Raw genomic sequence first — 19,163 nt, 5'->3', positions numbered from 1 at the left:
AGCCGGCTGCGCCAGCGGACGCCCAAAGGGTGTGAGCCCTGCGAGCATGATTCCTTTTCCCAGGCTTCCACCGGAACCGCTCGTGGGTTCTCGGATCTTGGGCGGGGCCGGCGCACCTGGTGGGCACACTGGAACCAACCGGGAACGGCGGTCCGTCGCTGGTGACCACAGGCGCCGGCTGCCACATGCGTCGGACCACCCGCGCACTCTGGCGCAGATTGGGCGATCAGGCGGGTGCCCATTTACTCATTTGAGTAATTGACGAAATGGGCACCCATGCTGGCTAATTCATTGCCGCCCGATGCTCGCGCGCGAACAGGACGGCCACGATTTCATTGTGCCAGTCCAGTGCGGCGTACTGCCGGGTGTTCTCCAGCACTCCAGGGTTCACGTGTGCTTCGGTGCTCACGACGTCGGCCATGCCTCGGATGTGAGTGGCGATTGTGGTTGCTGCGGCGCTGCCGCTGGCCGTTACTAGCGCGCTTGGTCGGCAGTGTCGCCCGGGGCGGGGCGTCGAAGGGCTTGCCAGGCGGCGTCGGCGAGGACTCGTTCGGCGTGGGCGAGGTGTGCGGCCAGGGCGTCGGGCTCCGGTGCGGTGGAATGCCCGGAGGGTTCGATGGCGGCCCGAACGAGCTGTTCGGCGGGCCCGAGCCATAGCGCAAGGCTGTGCTCGTGCGGCAGCGCTCGTAGCTCCCCGGTCGCGGCGCGTTCGCCGAGCCAGCCGGCGAGCCGATCGTAAAAGCCTTGCTTGAGCCGGGCTTCTTCGCCTTCGGAGATCTCGACGACGTTGGGCTCGCGGCACTGATGCAGGTAGCCCATAGCCCGCGGATCAGCCCCGGCCCACCGTAGGTAGGCCACCACCACCCCGCGGACGGCGTCCTCGGTGCGAGCGTGGCGGTCAAGCTCGACGAGCAGGTCGCGCTGGAAGCGCTGCAGGTGTTCCAGATAGACCGTGGCGGCCAGGCTGAGCTTGTCGCGGAAGTGGTGGTAGAAGCTTCCCACGCTCACGCCGCCGGCCGCGGCCAGGATGTCGTCCACCCGGGTCGCCGCGACACCCCGAGAGAGGAACAGCTCGATCGCGGCGGCCGCGATGTCCTCCCGGCGCGAGCCGGGCCTGGCCCGGTGGCCCGTGCTGGGAGTGGGGGTCCTGGTCATTGGTCCATCCTACCCCGGAGTAGAACAATCCTCGGTATCTATGCTAGAACTTTCCTCTAGAGGTTTTATCTGATGGTCCGGAAGGGTGAGTGTTATGGCGGAGTACGACGTGGTTGTGGTCGGTGGCGGGGTGGCTGGGTTGTCCGCGGCGTTGATGTTGGGTCGGTCCCGACGCCGGGTGGTGGTGGTCGATGCCGGCGAACCGCGCAATGCCCCGGCGTCGCACCTGCACGGCTTCTTGTCCCGCGACGGCATGGACCCGGCCGAGCTGTTGTCCACGGGCAGGCGAGAGGTCGCCAGCTACGGCGGGGAGCTGCTGTCGGGCCGAGCGGTCGGCATCGACCGCCTCGAAGGGGAGCGGTTCGCCGTGCGCCTGGCCGGGGGCGGGCGGCTGGACACACGCGCGGTGGTGGTAGCCACGGGGCTCCGCGATGAGCTCCCCGAGATCCCGGGCCTGCGCCAGCGGTGGGGCCAGGATGTGCATTTTTGCCCGTACTGCCACGGCTACGAGGTACGGGACAGCGCGCTCGGGGTGATCGGAGGGGAGGACCGTGCGTTCAGCCTGCGCCAGGCGCAGCTGATCCGGCAGTGGTCCGACGATATGGTGTTCTTTCCCCACCGGATCGAACTGGAGGCCCACGAGCGGGAGCTGTTGGCCGCTCGCGGCGTGCGGATCGTCGATGGCGAAGTGACGCGGATCGTGTCCGACGAGACCGGCGTCCGCGGTGTCGAACTCGCCGAGGGTCCGATGGTCAGACGCACGGGGCTGTTCGTCGGCCCACGCTTCGTACCGTCCGACGAAATCCTGACCGCCCTGGGCTGCGAAGTCAATGACGAGGGCTGGGTCGCCACCGATCGCACCGGTCGCACCAGCATCGACGGCGTGTGGGCACCCGGCAACGTCGTGGACCCCACCGCCCAGCTGATCAACGCCGCGGCCGCCGGGTCCGCCGCCGCCATCGCGCTCAACAACCACTATCTGGTCGCCGCCGACGTCGAGAAGGCTCTCAACGGCCACACCGAGCCAGTACCAGCCAACTGATCCTCGGATCACTCGATCTTGTCCATCGTCTTGCCGCAGCAGCACGTCGGGCCGAAGACCCCTCCATCCCCCAAGACCTGAAATTCCCGGAGGAAATCAGCGACGAAGGAGCGTCGCAGGGCATTTCCTGGTCCGCAGGCCCCGGAGTTTACGGAGGGGCTAGACGGGCCGGAGCGGGCACGTACAATCCGTCAGGACAGCAGCCAAAACGTCGTAGACACACCTGGTGATGACCGGCAGCACCCAACAGCCGGCCACGGCGCGAAGCGGAGTGGACGCCCGACTCCCGGTTCGCCCCAGCGAGCCGCTTCCCCAGCACCCCACCACGCACAAGGGTTCACGCCGGAACCGGCAGGACGGACCGGCGTGTAGCAGGGAGGGTGTGGGCGCTAAATGGCAGCCTTCTGGTCGGCAAGCGCTCGTGACCGCCTGTAAAGGTTGCTCGGGACATTCCCAGGTCCCGGGCAACCTGCGCTGCGGGCTCGCCGCCTTTGACCAGTTGAACGGCGCTTCGGATCTGGCTATCGGTAACCCGGCGCGGCCGGCCGCCAAGGTCCCGGCCAGCTTCTCTTCGTTTGTTGATGGAATCCGTGACGCGTTCGCGCTTGATCTCGTGTTCCATCTGGGCAAGGGCGGCCATGATCGTGAACAACATTGACCCCATCGGTGTTGCTGTGTCGACGTCGCCCCCGCCCAGGTTCAGTACGCGCAGGCCGGCGCGCCTGCTACGGAGTTCATCGGCGAAGGTCAGCATGTTCTGGGTGGATCGCCCGAGCCTGTCCAAAGTCGTGATGACGAGGGTGTCCCCCTCGATCAGTGCGTCGAGTGCTCGATCAAACTGTGGTCGTGACGCGCGTGCTCCGGAGACCCCATGGTCGATGTAGAGGTCATCGCGTCGAACGCCGGCGGCCAGTAGATCTGCCCGCTGCCGGTCGGTTGACTGCTGCCGTGTCGAAACTCGTGCGTAGCCGATAAGTTTCGTCATGGCCTGCCTCCGATGTGTCGCATAACTAAAGATCACTATGCCGATTCCACCGGCAAGTTTCGGGACATAGTTATGAGAATCTCTGGACGCTGAGAAAGTTGCGTCATTTCACGGGAATCGTGATTTTTCCGAACAGAAGCATAAGACGTCTCGTATCCCAAGGGTTACGAGACGTCTGCCGGCGCCATCGGAGCAATAGCCTGCCCGGAGGGCGGGATGGGTGTCAGCCCTGTTCGGTGGGCATGATCCAGAGTTCACCGATCGCGGTGTGCCAGGGGCGGGTGACCATGTAGGCGATGCCGTCGGCGATGTCCTGTGGGTCCAGGATGCGGAACCCGCCGAAGTTGGCTTCGATGTCGGCGCGTACTTCGTCCGTGTTGTGGGAGTCGAGTTCGGTTGCGACCTTGCCCGGTTCGAGGACACCGACGCGGACGTGGGTTTGGGCCAGTTCCTGACGGAGGGCTTCACTGAAGCCGTTGACCCCGAATTTCGTCATGTTGTAGACGCCCATGATGGGGTAAGCGGTGCGCCCCGCAACCGAGGAGATGTTGATGATGTCGGCCACTTGGCGAAGGTCATCGCCCGCTGCTTTTTGCAGGTAGGGCAGGGCCGCCTTCGTCATGTACAGCAGCCCTTGCTGGTTGATGGCGATCATCCGTTCGAAGTCATTCACGTCGGCTTCGGCGAAGGGCCCGAGGATCATCAGCCCGGCATTATTGACAAGAATGTCCAGCCGGCCGAATGCCTCGATGGTCTTGGTGACGGCGGCTTCTGCCTGGGCGCGGTTGGAGATGTCTGTTGGTACCGCCAGCGCTGTCCCGCCGGCCTTTTCGATTTCTTCGACGAGTTCATCGAGGCGGTCCTGACGGCGGGCGACAAGAGCGACGGAAGCGCCCCGGCCAGCGAGTTCAAGGGCAGTGGCGTGGCCGATGCCGCTGCTGGCACCGGTAATGATCGCGACAGTTCCGGTAAGTCTGGAAGTCATAGCAGTGTCCTTTTCATACAAAGGCCGATACCGGCCTGGAGCTGGTTCAGAACGAATTCAGCAGGGGTGACGCGGGAGTTTGATTCGAGGAGTAGCTGTTGAACGACCCGAGCCTGTCCCGCCCTCGCAGGCCAGGACATGCTGTCGGCCAGCCCAGCAGTGGATACGCGCGGCACGGTTCGGTGCCGCGCGTATCCAAGGGGCGTTGTCGTGTGTCTTTCCTCGTAGTGCTTTTGCGAGGTTCTAAGCCCCTGTCCCGGTGGCGTGCTGCCCGGGCAGGCAGTTACTACTGGCCGGTCAGGACGTCGTCGTGGGCGAGGGAGGAAGACAGTTCGCGGTAGGCGTTGGCCTGCTCGAGGAGCAGGTGTGCCTTGTCTTCTGCGGTCTGGACGGCGTCGGCACCGGCGAGGAAGCGCAGCGGTGGCTGGTCCTGGGCGGTGATCGTGATGAGGGCGGTGGCGAGTTTGGCCGGGTCTCCGCCCTGCTTGCCGTTCATGCCCTTCCAGGCCTCGATGGTGCCTTGGGTGCGCTGGTCGTAGTCATCGATGGAGAGTTCGGGCCAGATCGTGGAGGCACCTTCGACGAGCAGTTCGGTGCGGAAGAAGCCCGGTTCGACGATGGTGGTGTTGATGCCGTAGGGCTCCAGATCGAAGCGGAGGGATTCCATCCAGCCCTCGGTCGCGAACTTCGAGGCGCAGTACGCGGCGACGAACTCCTGGCCGGTGAGCCCGGCGGTGGAGCTGAAGGTGATGACGTGGCCGCTGCGCTGGGCGCGCATGACCGGCAGCACAGCCCGGGTGACGTTCAGGGGCCCGAAGAAGTTCGTTTCCATCTGCTGGCGGAACTGGGCCGGGCTGATGACTTCGAAGAACCCGGCGTAGAAGTTCCCGGCGTTGTTCACGAGCCTGTCGATACGGCCGAACCGTTCCACGGCCGCTTTGACCGCGGTGCTGGCCTCGGTTTCGTCGGTGATGTCCAGTGACACGGCGAGCAGGTTCTCGTGCTCACCCAGAGCCTCGGTGACGCGGTGTGCGTCGCGTGCGGTGCCGACCACTGCGTGGCCGGCGTTGAGTGCCGCGCGGGCGATATCGATGCCCATTCCGCGGGCGGCGCCGGTGATGAACCAAACTTCCTGATCAGTCATGGTGTTTCCTTTTCGTGTAGGTGACTGTCTTCAGTCAATATCGCCTGCAACGGGCTAGGGAGTCCCTGCCTACCCGGTTAATGGCAGTAACCCCCTAACGCCGGGTTTGGGGCGTAGCGTCGAAGGATGGACAGCGCCAACGAGATTCGTGAGTTCCTGATGACCCGGCGGGCCAGGATCACCCCGGAACAGGCGGGCCTCCCCGTCTTCGGTTACCGCCGGCGCCGCGTCAATGGCTTGCGCCGCGAAGAGGTTGCCCTGCTGGCGGGGATGAGTACCGAGTACTACATCCGGCTCGAGCGGGGGAACGCCAAGGGCGTCTCGGAATCGGTCCTGGAGGGCATCAGCCAGGCGTTGAAGCTTGATGACGCCGAGCGGGTCCACCTTTACGACCTGGTGCGCGCCGCCAACGAAGGCACGCACCCGGCACGCCGGCGCGGTCCAGCCCGGGCACAGCAGGTACGTCCGGGGGTGCAAAGGATGATCGACGCGATGACCGCTCTGCCCACCGTCGTGCAGAACGAACGGCTGGACATCGTCGCCTCGAACCAGCTCGGGAGGGCGTTCTACTCAGAGATGTACGTCCAGCCGCAGAGACCGGCGAACTTCGGCCGTTTCCTCTTCCTGGACCCCCGCTCCAGGGATTTTTACCGGAACTGGGGCGACGCGGCCCGGCAGACGGTGGCGCTCCTGCGCAGCGCCGCAGGACGGGCACCCTACGACCGGGACCTCAGCGACCTCATCGGAGAACTGGCCACCCGCAGCGACGACTTCCGCACCCTTTGGGCAGCCCACGACGTACGGCTCCATCACTCCGGATCAAAACAAGTTCATCACCCCATTGTCGGGGACCTGGACCTGACCTTCGAAGGACTGGAAGTCGCCACTGACAAAGGACTGTCCATCCTCGCCTACACGGCCGAGCCCGGCTCCACCTCCCACGACAGCCTCCAACTACTCGCTCACTGGGCTGCAACCAACAATCAAACAACCCAGCACCAAACACCCGAGGCAAACCCAACAACTTCAGCCGCCGAGAACACCGAACGAAGCTGAACGTGCCGCTGACTCCCCCGTATGCCAGCTATCGCGCGAACGGTCATGTATACATGGGTTCCCCACTCGAAACCTTCCCGTCTCAAAACGCTAAGGTTTCGAGAAAATTTTTAGCTGACCCATGGGAGCGCGACAAATCTCTGCTCCAATGCCCAACGCACGGTCTGGTCCCTATTCTCGGCCGTACCTCTGAACGTGCTCCTACACGCCTGCAAGTTGCGGACTGCGCGGCCGTGATCTTGACGTCATACTTGCATTTTGCAAGTATGGGGCGCATGAGCCTCTTCATCACTTGCCCGGTCGAGAGCGTCGAGCGCGCGACCGCCTTCTACACCGCCCTGGGCTGGACCCTCAACCCAGAAATATCCGATCACAACGTGTCATGCTTCGCGATCGCGCCCGAGCAGTACGTCATGCTCGGCAGCCGCGAGATGTATGCGAGCGTCGGCGGCGCCGAGGAGCTGGTCGGCGGACCCGATACACCCTCGAAGGTCACGGTCTCTTTCGACCTCGGCAGCCGTCAGGCAGTCGATGAGCTCGTCGAGCGCGCCGGTGCCGCCGGCGGCCGGATCGGTGATATCGACGACTACCCCTTCATGTACCAGCGCCAGTTCGACGACCCTGACGGCTACCACTACTCGCCGTTTTGGATGAAACCGGACGCCGATCCGACCGAGTGAGCGACCTCGCCGCGGCCCTCGATATCGTTGGAGCACGGTGGGCCTTGCTCATCGTGGAGCGGCTGCTCGACGGGCCGCAGCGCTACGGCGATCTGCAGCGCGACCTCGGAGTGCCGACGAACATTCTCGCGACCCGCCTGCGCGAGCTCGAAGCGGCCGGGATACTGTCCCGTCTGCCCCTCCGGCACAACACCCGGGCCTATGCGCTGACCGATCGCGGGCTTGCCTTGCGTGAGGCGATCATCGCACTAGGACGCTGGGGCAGCGATGAGGCCTAGGCGTGGCGCGGAATCGCGACGCGCTCCGACGAGTTGGCTGGGCTCTGCCCCTGCAACACTTGGGCGGGCTGGATCCATAGAGGCGTAAAGGGTGTTGAGCTGACGGTAGAGGGTTCGGGCAAGGTAGCGCTTGAGGGATCTTCGGATTTCGCGGTAGCTGCGGCCTTCTTGGGTGCGTTTGGCGACGTACTCCCGCGTTCCGGGATGGTGAATCATCCAGGTCATGGTGATGGTGTGCAAGGCACGATTGAGGCGCCTATCACCGCCCCTGTTGAGCCGGTGACGGACAGTATTACCGCTTGAGGCCGGTAAGGGATTTACCCCTGCCAGTGACGCGAAAGCAGCTTCGCTGCGAACCCTTCCTGGATGCGACCAAGCAGTCAGGACGGCAGCGACTGAAACGGCGCCAGCGCCCACCATCTCCAGCAGCGGGGCGGGGCGGCGGGACTTTGCTGAATTAGCTCAGTCATGCGCTTCTGATTAGCCGCCAGTTGAGTGGTCACTTCGAGAGCGCGGCGCGCCAAGCGAACCGCTTCCTCCCGCGCAATCGCTAATTCCATCTGCTCCTGCCGTTCCCGCCATCTAGTGATCGCAGCGATCTGCGCGGGAACAAGAGGCTTACGGGCGTCGACTCCAAGGTCATGTGCCCGGAGGAGGGCGATGAGTGCATTTACGTTCATTGTTCGTTCCCGAGTCAGCTGATCCCGTGCCGCACTCAGGATCCTGAGCCCGGCACGGGTTCCTTCATCCCGTCGCGGAACCCGGAGTTGGGACTCCTCCAAGCCCAGGACAGCGGCTCCGATGGCGGTGGCGTCCAACGGGTCCGATTTGCCCAGCCCCCGACGGCCTCGGGCGTTCATCCGTGGAGCTTCGGCGACGTCGTAACCGGCGTCCGTTACTGCCTTGGCCAGACGGGCCCCATATGAGCCGATACCCTCTACAGCCCACAGACACCCCATATCGCCGTCTGTCCTTCGGCCTACCCAGGCGAGTGCGCGTGAAATCCCTGCCGAGGTGGTCGGGAACTGCTCGCACGCGACCTGTTGCTTAGCGCTGGCCTCGATGATGGCGTATGTGTGGGTGCGGGCGTGACAGTCCACGCCGATGACGAACGGGCGGGTCTGCGAAACGATAGTCAACGCACGACCCTCCTTCCTTTCGAACGGGCAAGAATGGCCGCAGCACGACCGGCGCCGGACCTGGGAAGAGTCACCCCGAGGCAAAACTGTGATGAGCCACAACCTCAGAGGCTGGACAAGCTTCTAATCAAGCCACCGACGTGGGACAGGTCAGCGCCGGCCGCTCCACCCAGCGTGGACAAATCGGGGGAAACGCACCCTCGAGGGGCAATTGTTTTTTCGAGTCACGCACCAAGCAGAACGACCGGCATCAACACTGCCAGCTAGTCCCAGACCAGCCACGTAAAGACTCACAGTTGTTTTTTGTTAAAGAAGTTAGAGGCGTTCCACCTGGGCAGGTTCGGCCAGGAGGGCGCTGAGGGATTCGTTCAGGTCCTGCAGGGCAATGCCCTTGGAGTGCGCGTCGAGGGCCTCTTCCGACTCCCAGCGTTCGGTCAGGACCAGCTTCTCCTCCGTCGCCTCCGTGAGCTCGTAGCGGATGCAGCCAGGTTCGTTGACTACCTCGTCAATGGCGATTTCCAGGGCGAGCTTAACGCGGAAGAACTCGCCGTCGTTGGGGATGAAGGTGGCCTGCAGGTCGATGGGTGCACTCATGGATTTCACAATACCGGCCCTCACCGGTGCGCCCGGACCTGTTACACAGAACGGGCGGCCCGTACTGCTTCTCTAGCACCGGGCTGCTTGATAGCGTGCCATCATGCGCGCTTACACCGCCGGGGACGCGGACGTCCCCCTGCTCGAGGAAACCATCGGCGAGAACTTTGAGCGCGTGGTGGGGCAGTTCCCCCTGCACGACGCGCTGATCGAGGCCGCTGCGGTGCCCGGGGCGGACGCCCGCCGCTGGAGTTACACCAAACTGAACGACGACGTCGACCGGCTGGCCCGTGCGCTCCTCGCCCTTGGCGTCGCCAAGGGGGAGCGGATCGGCATCTGGAGCCCGAACTGCGCGGAATGGACCATCCTGCAGTACGCGACGGCGAAGATCGGGGCGGTCCTGGTCAACGTGAATCCTTCCTACCGCAGCCACGAGCTGGAGTTCGTGGTGAAGCAGAACGGCATGCGGATGCTGGTCACGGCGCCGTCGGACCGGACCAGCGACTACGTGGGGATGGCGCGCCACGCGCTCACGGGATGCCCGGACCTCCGGGAGCTCGTGTTCCTGCCGGACTTCGAATTAGAAGGGCTCGACGCCGGTGTCCCCCTGGGTGAGCAGGAGCTCACGTACGCCGAGCTGCTCAAGCGGGCGGACGCCGTCGGGCATTCGGTGCTGTTGGCCCGCATGGCGGGCCTCAATCCGCACGATCCCATCAACCTGCAGTACACGTCCGGAACCACGGGCTTCCCCAAGGGCGCCACGCTGACGCACCACAACATCCTCAACAACGGGTATTCCATCGGCGAGCTGCTCAACTACACCGAGCACGACCGGGTGGTGATTCCGGTGCCGTTCTACCACTGCTTCGGGATGGTGATCGGCAACCTGAACGCGCTGAGCCACGGCGCCGCGACGATCATCCCGGGACGCGGGTTCACGCCGGCCGCCGCGTTGGAGGCCGTGCAGGATTTCGGCGGCACGTCCCTGTACGGGGTTCCCACCATGTTCATCGCCGAACTCGCGCTGCCCGACTTCGCCTCGTACGACCTCTCCGCGCTCCGCACCGGGGTGATGGCCGGCTCGCTGTGCCCCATCGAGGTGATGAACCGCGTGATGTCCGAGATGAACATGTTGGACGTGGCCATCTGCTACGGCATGACCGAGACATCGCCGGTGTCCACTATGACCCGCGACGGTGACACGCTCAAGCAGCGGACGGAAACCGTGGGGCGGACCATGCCGCGGCTTGAAAGCAAGATCGTGGACGCGCTCGGAGAGGTGGTGGAGCGCGGCGAAATCGGCGAACTGTGCACCCGCGGTTACGCCGTCATGCAGGGGTACTGGAACCAGCCCGACAAGACAGCGGAGGCCATCGACGGTGACGGCTGGATGCACACCGGCGACTTGGCACGCATGGACGACGACGGGTACGTGGTGATCGAGGGCCGGAAGAAGGACATGGTGATCCGCGGCGGCGAGAACATCTACCCGCGCGAGATCGAGGAGTTTCTCTACACCCATCCGTCCATCCAGGACGTACAGGTGATCGGGGTGCCGGATGCCAGGTACGGCGAGGAGCTCATGGCCTGCATCATCCTCAAGCCCGGGGCGGCACCATTGGACGCGGCGGCGGTGGCCGAGTTCTGCCGCGGGAAGCTGGCGCACTACAAGGTGCCCCGCTACGTCGATGTGCGCGACAGCTTCCCCATGACGGTGTCCGGGAAGGTCCGCAAGGTGGAGATGCGCGAGGAAGCCGTCGCCCGGCTTGGCCTCTGAGCGCGAACGGACACTTGTGGCCCTGGAACGGGGGCTTAAGTGTCTGTTCGCGCTGGTCTGTGGGGGCGGGTCAGTGGCTGCGGTGGTCCTGGATGGTCATCCGCGGGCCGAAGGTGGGTTTCCGGAAGCCACTCAGGCCGAGCATGCGGACCACCCGCTGCCGGTGTCCCGTCCACGGTTCCAGCAGGGCCAGCATGCCGGCGTCGTCAGTCCGCTGTCCGGTCAGCGCCGCGCCGACATACGCGGCGAGGTGGTAATCGCCCACCGCGATGGAGTCTGGGCAGCCGTGCGTCCGCTGCACCACCTCGGCTGCTGTCCACACGCCGATTCCCGGGATGGTCTGCATCCTGGCGGCTGCCTCCGCCGCCGGGAGGGACGCCAGACGTTCAAGGGCGACGGCGGATCGCAGGGCGCGCATGACGGTCGCCGACCGCTGCGGGCCGACTCCCGCCTTGTGCCACTCCCAGGACGGAATGCGGAGCCATCCCTCGGCGGTGGGCCGCACCAGCAACCCGACCGGCGCAACGGTACCGGCGCCGGGCGCGGGCGTGCCGTGCCGGTACATGAGGTAGCGGAAACCCCGCCGCGCCTCAATTACCGTGACCTTCTGCTCCAGAATGGTGGGCACGAGCGAGTCAACCATCCGCCCGGTAGACGGGAGGCGGACGTCGGGATTCCGGCGTCGGGCATCACGCACCATGTGGGGGAGTGTCGCGGTGAATGAAGGCTCGTCGAAAGCAGTCCAGTCGTCACCGGCGCCGAGGAGCCGGGGAACGCCGGCGAGGGCAGCGCCGGAACCGGGACCCCAGGTTTGGGCATCGATGTACGGCTCCGGGCCCGTGCCAGCCACGGTGAGCCGCAGCGTCACCGGACCATCCGGCGTCGTGAACGCCATCCACAGCCCGTCCGGCCGCGAGGCGAAGGAGGGATCACCGTTACCGCGCATCAGGATGCCCAAGGTGCGGTGTAAGTCATACGGGGCACCCGGATGCCACCTGAGGGACGCATCCGCCGCGGCTGCCAGCCGGGCGGGAACGTCAGCAATGGTCATGCAAACATCGTCCCACGCCGGACCGACAAACTTCCGGCCGGGGCCGCCGGCCGGGTTTTTCCAGGCCCTTAACCATAGACGGTGCCAGGACTACAATCCCCTGTGTGGCGCGGGTCGGCCGTGTCCCTTCCTTCAACTTGTAGGTGATGGCAATGGGTGGCGTGGTGCATTTCGAAATCCCCGCGGACGACCAGGACCGGGCGAGAAACTTCTACAATCAGGCCCTCGGCTGGCGGATCGACCCCATGCCGGAGATGGACTACAACGTGGTGATCACCACGCCGATGGACGAGAAGACCGGCAGGCCCACCGAGCCGGGCGCCATCAACGGCGGCATGATGGCCCGGGAGGGGGAACTGACCACACCGGTCATCACCGTGGACGTTGAGGATATTGACGCGACGCTGCGCACGGTTGAGCAGCTGGGCGGTTCCGTGGTGAAGCCCAAGGAGACCATCCCGGGGATGGGCCATTACGCCTACTTCAAGGACACCGAGGGCAACATCCTAGGGCTCTGGGAGAACCTCCCGGCCGATGCCGGCGGTGCTTCCGGCTGACCTACTCCTCGCCGAAGCGGCCGCGGGCCTCCACCGGGATCAGCGGCTGCTGGGCGCGGATCCGGAGCTCCTGCACCGCCCAGGTGTTCCCGTCCGGGTCGCTGAACCCGAAGAACGTTCCGCCGTCGCGCTCATCGAAGACGGTGATTTCGCTCGCCTCCACGCCGCGGCTGAGCAGTTCGTCGCGCGCCGCCCGGGCATCCGCGACCACCAGCTGCAGGCCCCGCATGGAGCCCGGCGCCATCTCGTTCTGCGACGGCAGGTCGCCGATCACGATCGAGCACCCCGAACCGGGAGGCGTCAGCTGGACCACGTGCATGTGCTCATTCTGCGTGTCGTGGTCCAGGTGGAAGCCGACCTTGTCCCGGTAGAACTCCACGGCCCGGCCGATATCGCTCACGGGCAGCACAACCACTTCGAGGGTCCAGTCCACGGCACGGTTCCTTTCGACGGCACTGATGAGTGGCACCCGGCCGCGGGTGCCGTAGCCAGCTTGCCCTGCCGGCACGCTCCTTGGCTAGGCATAGCGTGGTTAGGCATGGCGGCTACGCATGGCCATCGGGCCCCGCCGCCCGGGCCCGCGCGGCCCGCCGCCCGGGCCGGCGCGGGTCCCGCAGTCCAAGACGGTAAGTTGGTACCCATGAAGTACGCCCAGTCTGTCCTGGACCTCATCGGCAACACCCCGCTCATCAAGCTCAACCACGTCACCGAGGGCATCAAGGCCACCGTCCTCGTGAAGCTGGAATACGTGAACCCCGGCGGCTCCATCAAGGACCGCATCGCGGCGAAGATGGTCGAGGAAGCCGAGCGTGACGGCAAGCTCAAGCCAGGCGGCACCATCATCGAGCCCACCTCCGGGAACACCGGCGTCGGCCTGGCTCTGGTGGCGCAGCAAAAGGGCTACAAGTGCATCTTCGTGGTTCCGGACAAGGTGGGCGAGGACAAGCGCGCGGTCCTTCAGGCCTACGGCGCCGAAGTGGTGGTGACGCCCACCGCCGTCGAGCCTGACAGCCCGCAGAGCTACTACGGCGTGTCCGACCGCCTGGTCACCGAGATCCCCGGAGCGTACAAGCCGGACCAGTTCTCCAACCCCGCGGCGCCGCTGAGCCACTACGAGACCACTGGCCCCGAGATCTGGCGGGACACCGACGGCAAGGTGACGCACTGCATCATCGGCGCCGGCACCGGCGGAACCATCACCGGCACCGGCCGCTACCTCAAGGAGGTGTCGGCGGACCGTCCGGAGTCCGACGGCGGCCGGGTCAGGATCATCGGGGCCGATCCCGAAGGTTCTGTCTACTCGGGCGGCACCGGTCGCCCGTACTTCGTCGAGGGCGTGGGCGAGGACATGTGGCCCGGCAACTACGACAAGTCGGTCCCGGACGAGGTCCTAGCGGTCAGCGACGCCGACTCCTTCGAGATGACCCGGCGCCTTGCCCGCGAGGAGGGCCTGCTGGTGGGCGGCTCCTCCGGCATGGCCGTCGTGGCCGCCCTGCGCACCGCCCGGGACCTCCCCGAGGACGCGGTGGTGGTGGTGATCCTGCCCGACTCCGGCCGCGGCTACCTCGCCAAGATCTTCAACGACCAGTGGATGCGCTCCTACGGCTTCCTATCCGGCGGCGAGGAGGCATCCGTTGGCGAGGTCATCAAATTCAAGACGGGCGAACTGCCGGACCTGGTGCACATCCACCCCAACGAAACCGTCCGCGACGTCATCAACATCATGAACGAGTTCGGCGTCAGCCACATCCCGGTCCTCTCAGCGGAGCCGCCCGTGGTGATGGGCGAAGTCCTCGGGGCCGTGGATGAACGTACCCTGACCGCCAAGCTGTTCCGCGGCGAGGCCAAGCTGACGGACAAGATCGCCGAGCACATGGGGGAGAAGCTGCCGGTGATCGGCTCGCTCGAAACCATCTCCGCCGCCCGCGAACTGCTCTCCGACGTCGACACCGTGATGGTGACATTCGTCGGCGCGCCCATAGGCATCCTGACCCGCCACGACCTCCTCGCCTACCTCAGCAACTGACCCGCTGGCTGAGCTTGTCGAAACCCGGATCTCGACAAGCTCGATCAGCGGTTTCAGGCTCGCTCAGCGGTAACAAGCCGAAAGGAAATCCCCATGTCTGTCTCTGAGAACCAAGGATTCAACACCCGCGCCGTGCACGCCGGCCAAGCCTTCGAGCCGCGCACCGGCGCCGTCGTTCCGCCCCTGCACTTCAGCTCGACATATGCCCAGGACGGCATCGGAAATCTGCGGGACGGCTACGAATACGGCCGCGGCGGCAACCCCACCCGCGACGCCCTGCAGGAGCAGCTCGCGGCGCTCGAGGGCGGCACCCACGCCTATTCCTTCAGCTCCGGCCTGGCCGCCGAGGACTCGCTCATCCGTGCCCTGAGCCGTCCGGGCGACCACATCGTGCTGGGCAATGACGCCTACGGCGGCACGTACCGCCTGATCAGCCGCGTCCTCGGCGACTGGGGAATCGGCAACACCCCCGTGGACATGGCGGATCTCGGCGCCGTGGCGGCCGCCGTCGCCGCCAACAAGACGCGCTTCGTGTGGGTGGAAACCCCCTCCAATCCGCTGATGAAGATCACCGACATCGAGGCGCTCGCCAAGCTGGCGCACGACGCCGGCGCCCTCCTGATCGTCGACAACACCTTCGCATCGCCCTACCTGCAGACCCCGCTCGACCTCGGTGCCGACGTGGTGGTTCACTCCACCACCAAGTACATCGGCGGCCACTCCGACGTGGTGGGCGGCGCGATCGTGGTCAAGGACGCTGAGCTGGCCGAGAAGATCGGCTTCGTACAGTTCGCCGTGGGCGCAGTCTCCGGCCCGATGGACGCGTTCCTCACCACGCGCGGGCTCAAGACCTTGGGCGTGCGCATGGACCGGCACAGCGACAACGCCCAGGCCGTGGCCGAATGGCTCCTGGAGCGCCCGGAGGTGGAGGCGGTGCTGTACCCCGGCCTGCCCTCGCACCCCGGTCATGACCTCGCCAAGAAGCAGATGAAGAAGTTCGGCGGCATGATCTCCGTCCAGTTCAAGGGCGGCGAAGCAGCCGCGCGGAAGGTGGCTGAATCCACGTCGGTCTTCACCCTGGCCGAGTCGCTTGGCGGCATTGAGTCGCTCATGAACTACCCGTCTGAGATGACCCACGCCTCCGTGAAGGGCACGGAACTTGCCGTCCCCGTCAACCTCATCCGGCTTTCCTGCGGCATCGAGGACGTCGAGGACCTCATCGCGGACCTCGAGCAAGCCTTCACGTTCATCCAGTGACGGCGGCTCCGGAGACCCCCGACCGGACACAGGCGCCGGCGCCGTCGGCACCAGCGCCGGCCACAGGGCGGCCGACCGCGCGCGGATGGTTGACGACGGCGGCGGGTGCGCTCGCCGTCGCCGCCTCCCTCGCGGTGCTGTACTCCCACTACGCCCCGATGATGAACGACTTCGAGGTCTACTACTACGGCGGAACCAAGGTGCTGCAGACCGGTGAAAGCGGCGTCAGCGAACTTTACGCGGTCCGGGACGGCCTGCCCTTCACGTATCCGCCGTTCGCCGCGCTGCTGTTCGCCGGCCTCGCCACCCTGAGCCTCGGCCAGAGCAGCGTGCTCTTCATTGGCGCTGCGCTGTCTGGAGCCGCGGTGGTATCCGCCTGGCTCGCCCGGCACTACTTCGGCATAACCCGCTGGCGGGACGCCTTTGCGGACTGGCGGTTCCGCACCGTGGCCCTGGCCGGAACCGGAGCCATCGTGCTGCTGGGGCCGTGGCGGGACACCTTCGTGTTCGGGCAGGTCAACATCATCCTGATGGGCCTGATCCTCGCCGACTTCGCGCTGCACGGGAAATCCCGCGCGGGTGAGATCCGCTGGCCGGCCGGGCTGCTGATCGGGATCGCGGCAGGGATCAAGCTCACGCCCCTGGTGTTCGGGCTGTACTTCCTGATGCGCCGCGACTTCAAGGCGCTGGGATGGATGGCCGCCGGATTCTTCGGATCCATCGCCGTGGCCTGGGCCGCGCTGCCCAACGCCTCTGTCACGTTCTGGACCAAAGTCCTTCCCGACACCGGCCGCATCGGCGATCCCGGCTACGTGGACAACCTTTCCGTCAAGGGGCTGCTGCTGCACCTCGGACTGCCGGACTCAGGGGTTACCAGCCTGCTGTGGCTGGTGCTCTCCCTCGCGCTCGTGGTGGTGGCCTCGCTGGTGATCAAATGGACCGTTGCCGCTGACGAAAACTTCGTGGCCGTGTCTGCGACGGCGGTTCTCATGCTTCTCATTAGCCCGATCTCGTGGTCGCACCACTGGGTATGGATGGCTGTGGCGCTGCCTTCCATGGCGTTTGCGATGCACCGCGTCCCCTCCAGGCAAGGCCGGATGCGGGTGGCCGGCTGGATCCTCGTGGCAGCGGCCGGAGCGGCGTTTTACCTCACTCCGAAGGACCTCGCCATGATGGCCGGCGCAGAACTGTGGGGCGTAAACCCGCAGGCGCAATGGCCGCTCATGGTCTCCAGCCTGGGCGTGCTGTGCGGCGTGGCGCTTTTGTTGTACTGGGCCGCCGCATACCGGCCCTCGCGGAAAGGGATCGGCCGGCAACCCTAGCCAGGTCTCCTCGAGATGGCAGTTCACGGCAGTGTTTCCGAGAAACATTGCCGTGTTCTGTCACTTCGATTTAGGCCACCGCCCCAGTGCTAGCTTTCTTCAAGAAAGTCAGCTAGGGTCGCAGCATGGCTCTCCGCTCCGACTGGTCCCAGCGCAACTGCAGCATGGCCCGCGGCCTGGACATTTTCGGCGACCCCTGGGGCATGCTGGTCCTCCGCGAGGTCTTCTTCGGCAACGGCCGCTTCGACGCGATGAAAACGCGCCTCCAGGTGGCTGACTCGGTCCTCACCCGGCGGCTCGCCTCCCTCGTGGAGTCCGGTCTGCTGGCAAAACAGCCCTACGACGACGGCGGTCGCACCCGCCAGGAATACGTCCTCACCACTAAAGGCGAGGACGCCCTGCCGGTGCTCAACGCCGTCGTCATCTGGTCCGAAAAGCATCTGCAGGCACCGTCGGAGCAGGCCCACATGTACGTGGTCCACGCAACCTGCGGGCAGCGCACGGGCTCTGCTGACACCTGCACCGAATGCGGGCAACGGCTCACCGCGGAAAACACCAGCTGGCACAGCCTGACCCGAAGCGAAGAACCGCTCCCGCTGGCGACGGCGCCCCAGCCAACAGACACACCGACCAACCGCACACAAGGCCGCGGAGAAGAAGGAACAGCCGCATGAGCAACTCTGTGGACCCCGGAGTTTTTGTACAGATATCGCGACCTGAAGGCCCATTAGAGGACAATATCTGTACAAAAACTCCAGAGGAGGGGTTGAAGAATTCAGAGGAGGGGCCGAAGAAACGGCGCCGCCTGCATCCGGCGTGGACCGTGGCTGCAGTGGCGTTCCTGGCGCTCGTCGGGGCCGCCGGCTTCCGTGCCGCGCCCGGCGTTCTCATGGTGCCGCTGCAGCAGGAGTTCGGCTGGTCCACCACCGTGCTATCGGCCGCGGTCAGCATCAACCTGGTGCTGTTCGGACTCACGGCCCCCTTCGCCGCGGCCCTCATGGAACGGTTCGGCATCCGCGCCGTTACCGCCGTCGCCCTCGGACTGATTGGCGCTGGCAGCGCCCTGACCGTGCTGGTCAACCAGTCCTGGCAGATCCTCCTCACCTGGGGCCTGCTGATCGGCCTGGGCACCGGATCCATGGCGCTGGTGTTCGCGGCGACCATCGCCAACACCTGGTTCGCCAGGAGCCGGGGCCTGGTGATCGGCATCCTGACCGCCGGCAGCGCCGCCGGGCAGCTGGTCTTCCTGCCGTTCATCGCGATGCTCGCCCAGGACCCGGGCTGGCGCCAGGCCTCGCTGCTCATCGCCGCCGGTGCCCTGGCCGTGGTTCCGCTGGTGCTGAAGTTCCTGAAAAACTCACCGGCCGACGTCGGGGCGTTGCCTTATGGTGCCGAGGAACCGTCGGGCGCCCCTTCAGTTGCGACTGCTGCCCCGGAGTCTGCGGAACCCCGCCGCAACGCAGCCGTCCGGGCACTGCTGGTGCTGCGGAGCGCCAGCAGGAACCGCACGTTCTGGGCGCTCGCTGCCGGGTTCGCCATCTGTGGCGCCACGACGAACGGGCTGATCGGCACGCACTTCATCCCGTCCGCGCATGACCACGGCATGCCGGAGACGACGGCGGCCGGCCTGCTCGCCGTCGTCGGGATCTTCGACATCCTGGGCACTATCGCCTCCGGCTGGCTGACCGACCGGTTCAACCCGCGGATCCTGCTGGCCGTGTACTACCAGTTCCGCGGGATTGGACTCCTGGTGCTCCCGCTGCTGCTGGGCTCCTCGGTCCAGCCCAGCATGATCGTGTTCGTTGTGATCTACGGCCTGGACTGGGTGGCCACGGTTCCGCCGACTGCCGCGATCTGCCGCCAGGTGTTCGGTGCGGACGGCAGCGTGGTGTTCGGCTGGGTGTTCGCGGCGCACCAGCTGGGTGCCGCCGCGGCCGCCCTGGCCGCCGGAGCCATCCGGGACGCCACCGGCCACTACAACTACGCGTGGTTCGGTGCCGCCGCGATGTGCACCATCGCCGCAGTCATCAGCGCCACCATCCGCAAAGACGCCGGGCGACGGAAGCCCGCAGCGGTGGCCACGGCTTCAGTAGACTAAGCGGGGCGCCCGTAGCG

Annotated in this window: 19 protein-coding genes and 1 pseudogene; 11 read left to right on the top strand and 9 right to left on the bottom strand. The window is 65.8% G+C overall.

The window, feature by feature from the left end:
• Positions 1–283: 283 nt before the first annotated feature.
• Positions 284–409: a hypothetical protein gene (locus QFZ33_RS19590; RefSeq protein WP_307030155.1), complete on the bottom strand. Its 126-nt coding sequence runs from the start codon at positions 407–409 to the stop codon at positions 284–286.
• Positions 410–474: 65 nt separating this feature from the next.
• Positions 475–1,155, bottom strand: a complete 681-nt coding sequence (locus tag QFZ33_RS19585) for a TetR/AcrR family transcriptional regulator (protein WP_307030153.1) — start codon at positions 1,153–1,155, stop codon at positions 475–477.
• A gap of 94 nt (positions 1,156–1,249) precedes the next feature.
• On the opposite strand from QFZ33_RS19585, the gene QFZ33_RS19580 reads away from it, so the two are divergent.
• Positions 1,250–2,197 (top strand): NAD(P)/FAD-dependent oxidoreductase, encoded by a 948-nt coding sequence (locus tag QFZ33_RS19580; protein ID WP_307030151.1) that lies wholly within the window; start codon positions 1,250–1,252, stop codon positions 2,195–2,197.
• A gap of 337 nt (positions 2,198–2,534) precedes the next feature.
• Here the strand turns inward: QFZ33_RS19580 and QFZ33_RS19575 are convergent, their stop codons facing one another.
• From QFZ33_RS19575 to QFZ33_RS19565, 3 genes are all read right to left on the bottom strand, one after another.
• Entirely contained in the window at positions 2,535–3,182 is a 648-nt protein-coding gene (locus QFZ33_RS19575) for a recombinase family protein (protein WP_307030149.1), read from the bottom strand.
• A gap of 223 nt (positions 3,183–3,405) precedes the next feature.
• Positions 3,406–4,167: an SDR family NAD(P)-dependent oxidoreductase gene (locus QFZ33_RS19570; protein ID WP_307030147.1), complete on the bottom strand. Its 762-nt coding sequence runs from the start codon at positions 4,165–4,167 to the stop codon at positions 3,406–3,408.
• 286 nt (positions 4,168–4,453) lie between these two features.
• Positions 4,454–5,311 (bottom strand): SDR family NAD(P)-dependent oxidoreductase, encoded by an 858-nt coding sequence (locus tag QFZ33_RS19565; protein ID WP_307030145.1) that lies wholly within the window; start codon positions 5,309–5,311, stop codon positions 4,454–4,456.
• A 126-nt stretch (positions 5,312–5,437) separates the two neighbouring features.
• Between QFZ33_RS19565 and QFZ33_RS19560 the strand changes: the two genes are divergently transcribed.
• The 3 genes from QFZ33_RS19560 to QFZ33_RS19550 all read left to right on the top strand — a co-directional run bounded on the left by QFZ33_RS19560 (position 5,438) and on the right by QFZ33_RS19550 (position 7,325).
• Positions 5,438–6,367 (top strand): helix-turn-helix transcriptional regulator, encoded by a 930-nt coding sequence (locus QFZ33_RS19560; RefSeq protein WP_307030143.1) that lies wholly within the window; start codon positions 5,438–5,440, stop codon positions 6,365–6,367.
• Between the two features lie 275 nt (positions 6,368–6,642).
• Positions 6,643–7,047 carry a VOC family protein gene (locus QFZ33_RS19555; RefSeq protein ID WP_307030142.1) on the top strand — a complete coding sequence of 135 codons (405 nt, stop codon included), beginning with the start codon at positions 6,643–6,645 and terminating at the stop codon, positions 7,045–7,047.
• On the top strand, positions 7,044–7,325 hold the full coding sequence (locus QFZ33_RS19550; protein ID WP_055805363.1) for a winged helix-turn-helix transcriptional regulator: 282 nt from the start codon (positions 7,044–7,046) through the stop codon (positions 7,323–7,325). The genes QFZ33_RS19555 and QFZ33_RS19550 overlap by 4 nt, the downstream gene beginning before the upstream one ends.
• A gap of 90 nt (positions 7,326–7,415) precedes the next feature.
• Here the strand turns inward: QFZ33_RS19550 and QFZ33_RS19545 are convergent.
• Positions 7,416–8,464: pseudogene (locus tag QFZ33_RS19545) on the bottom strand (IS110 family transposase); the annotation flags it as partial.
• Between the two features lie 315 nt (positions 8,465–8,779).
• Positions 8,780–9,058, bottom strand: coding sequence for a putative quinol monooxygenase (locus QFZ33_RS19540; RefSeq protein ID WP_111905119.1), 279 nt, complete (start codon positions 9,056–9,058; stop codon positions 8,780–8,782).
• A 103-nt stretch (positions 9,059–9,161) separates the two neighbouring features.
• On the opposite strand from QFZ33_RS19540, the gene QFZ33_RS19535 reads away from it, so the two are divergent.
• A complete protein-coding gene (locus tag QFZ33_RS19535; protein ID WP_307030139.1) occupies positions 9,162–10,835 on the top strand; it encodes an AMP-binding protein in 1,674 nt (557 codons plus the stop codon).
• Between the two features lie 70 nt (positions 10,836–10,905).
• On the opposite strand, the gene QFZ33_RS19530 is transcribed toward QFZ33_RS19535, so the two are convergent.
• A complete protein-coding gene (locus QFZ33_RS19530) occupies positions 10,906–11,886 on the bottom strand; it encodes a DNA-3-methyladenine glycosylase family protein (RefSeq protein WP_307030138.1) in 981 nt (326 codons plus the stop codon).
• Positions 11,887–12,038: 152 nt separating this feature from the next.
• On the opposite strand from QFZ33_RS19530, the gene QFZ33_RS19525 reads away from it, so the two are divergent.
• Positions 12,039–12,443 (top strand): VOC family protein, encoded by a 405-nt coding sequence (locus tag QFZ33_RS19525; protein WP_102973882.1) that lies wholly within the window; start codon positions 12,039–12,041, stop codon positions 12,441–12,443.
• A gap of 1 nt (position 12,444) precedes the next feature.
• On the opposite strand, the gene QFZ33_RS19520 is transcribed toward QFZ33_RS19525, so the two are convergent.
• Complete coding sequence (locus tag QFZ33_RS19520) at positions 12,445–12,951, bottom strand: VOC family protein (RefSeq protein WP_307030136.1); 507 nt, start codon at positions 12,949–12,951, stop codon at positions 12,445–12,447.
• A gap of 132 nt (positions 12,952–13,083) precedes the next feature.
• On the opposite strand from QFZ33_RS19520, the gene QFZ33_RS19515 reads away from it, so the two are divergent.
• The 5 genes from QFZ33_RS19515 to QFZ33_RS19495 all read left to right on the top strand — a co-directional run bounded on the left by QFZ33_RS19515 (position 13,084) and on the right by QFZ33_RS19495 (position 19,146).
• Complete coding sequence (locus tag QFZ33_RS19515) at positions 13,084–14,469, top strand: cystathionine beta-synthase (RefSeq protein WP_214846568.1); 1,386 nt, start codon at positions 13,084–13,086, stop codon at positions 14,467–14,469.
• Positions 14,470–14,562: 93 nt separating this feature from the next.
• Complete coding sequence (locus QFZ33_RS19510) at positions 14,563–15,726, top strand: cystathionine gamma-synthase (RefSeq protein WP_307030133.1); 1,164 nt, start codon at positions 14,563–14,565, stop codon at positions 15,724–15,726.
• A gap of 89 nt (positions 15,727–15,815) precedes the next feature.
• Entirely contained in the window at positions 15,816–17,048 is a 1,233-nt protein-coding gene (locus tag QFZ33_RS19505; protein ID WP_307030131.1) for a glycosyltransferase 87 family protein, read from the top strand.
• A 125-nt stretch (positions 17,049–17,173) separates the two neighbouring features.
• Positions 17,174–17,722, top strand: coding sequence for a winged helix-turn-helix transcriptional regulator (locus tag QFZ33_RS19500; RefSeq protein WP_307030129.1), 549 nt, complete (start codon positions 17,174–17,176; stop codon positions 17,720–17,722).
• Positions 17,719–19,146, top strand: a complete 1,428-nt coding sequence (locus QFZ33_RS19495) for an MFS transporter (protein ID WP_307030127.1) — start codon at positions 17,719–17,721, stop codon at positions 19,144–19,146. Before QFZ33_RS19500 ends, QFZ33_RS19495 begins: the two co-directional genes overlap by 4 nt.
• The last annotated feature ends 17 nt before the right edge of the window (positions 19,147–19,163 follow it).

This window comes from Arthrobacter globiformis (assembly GCF_030815865.1).
Taxonomy (GTDB): domain Bacteria; phylum Actinomycetota; class Actinomycetes; order Actinomycetales; family Micrococcaceae; genus Arthrobacter; species Arthrobacter globiformis_B.
Note: the sequence above shows the minus strand (reverse complement) of the source record. Positions and strands in the feature narration are given on the sequence as shown.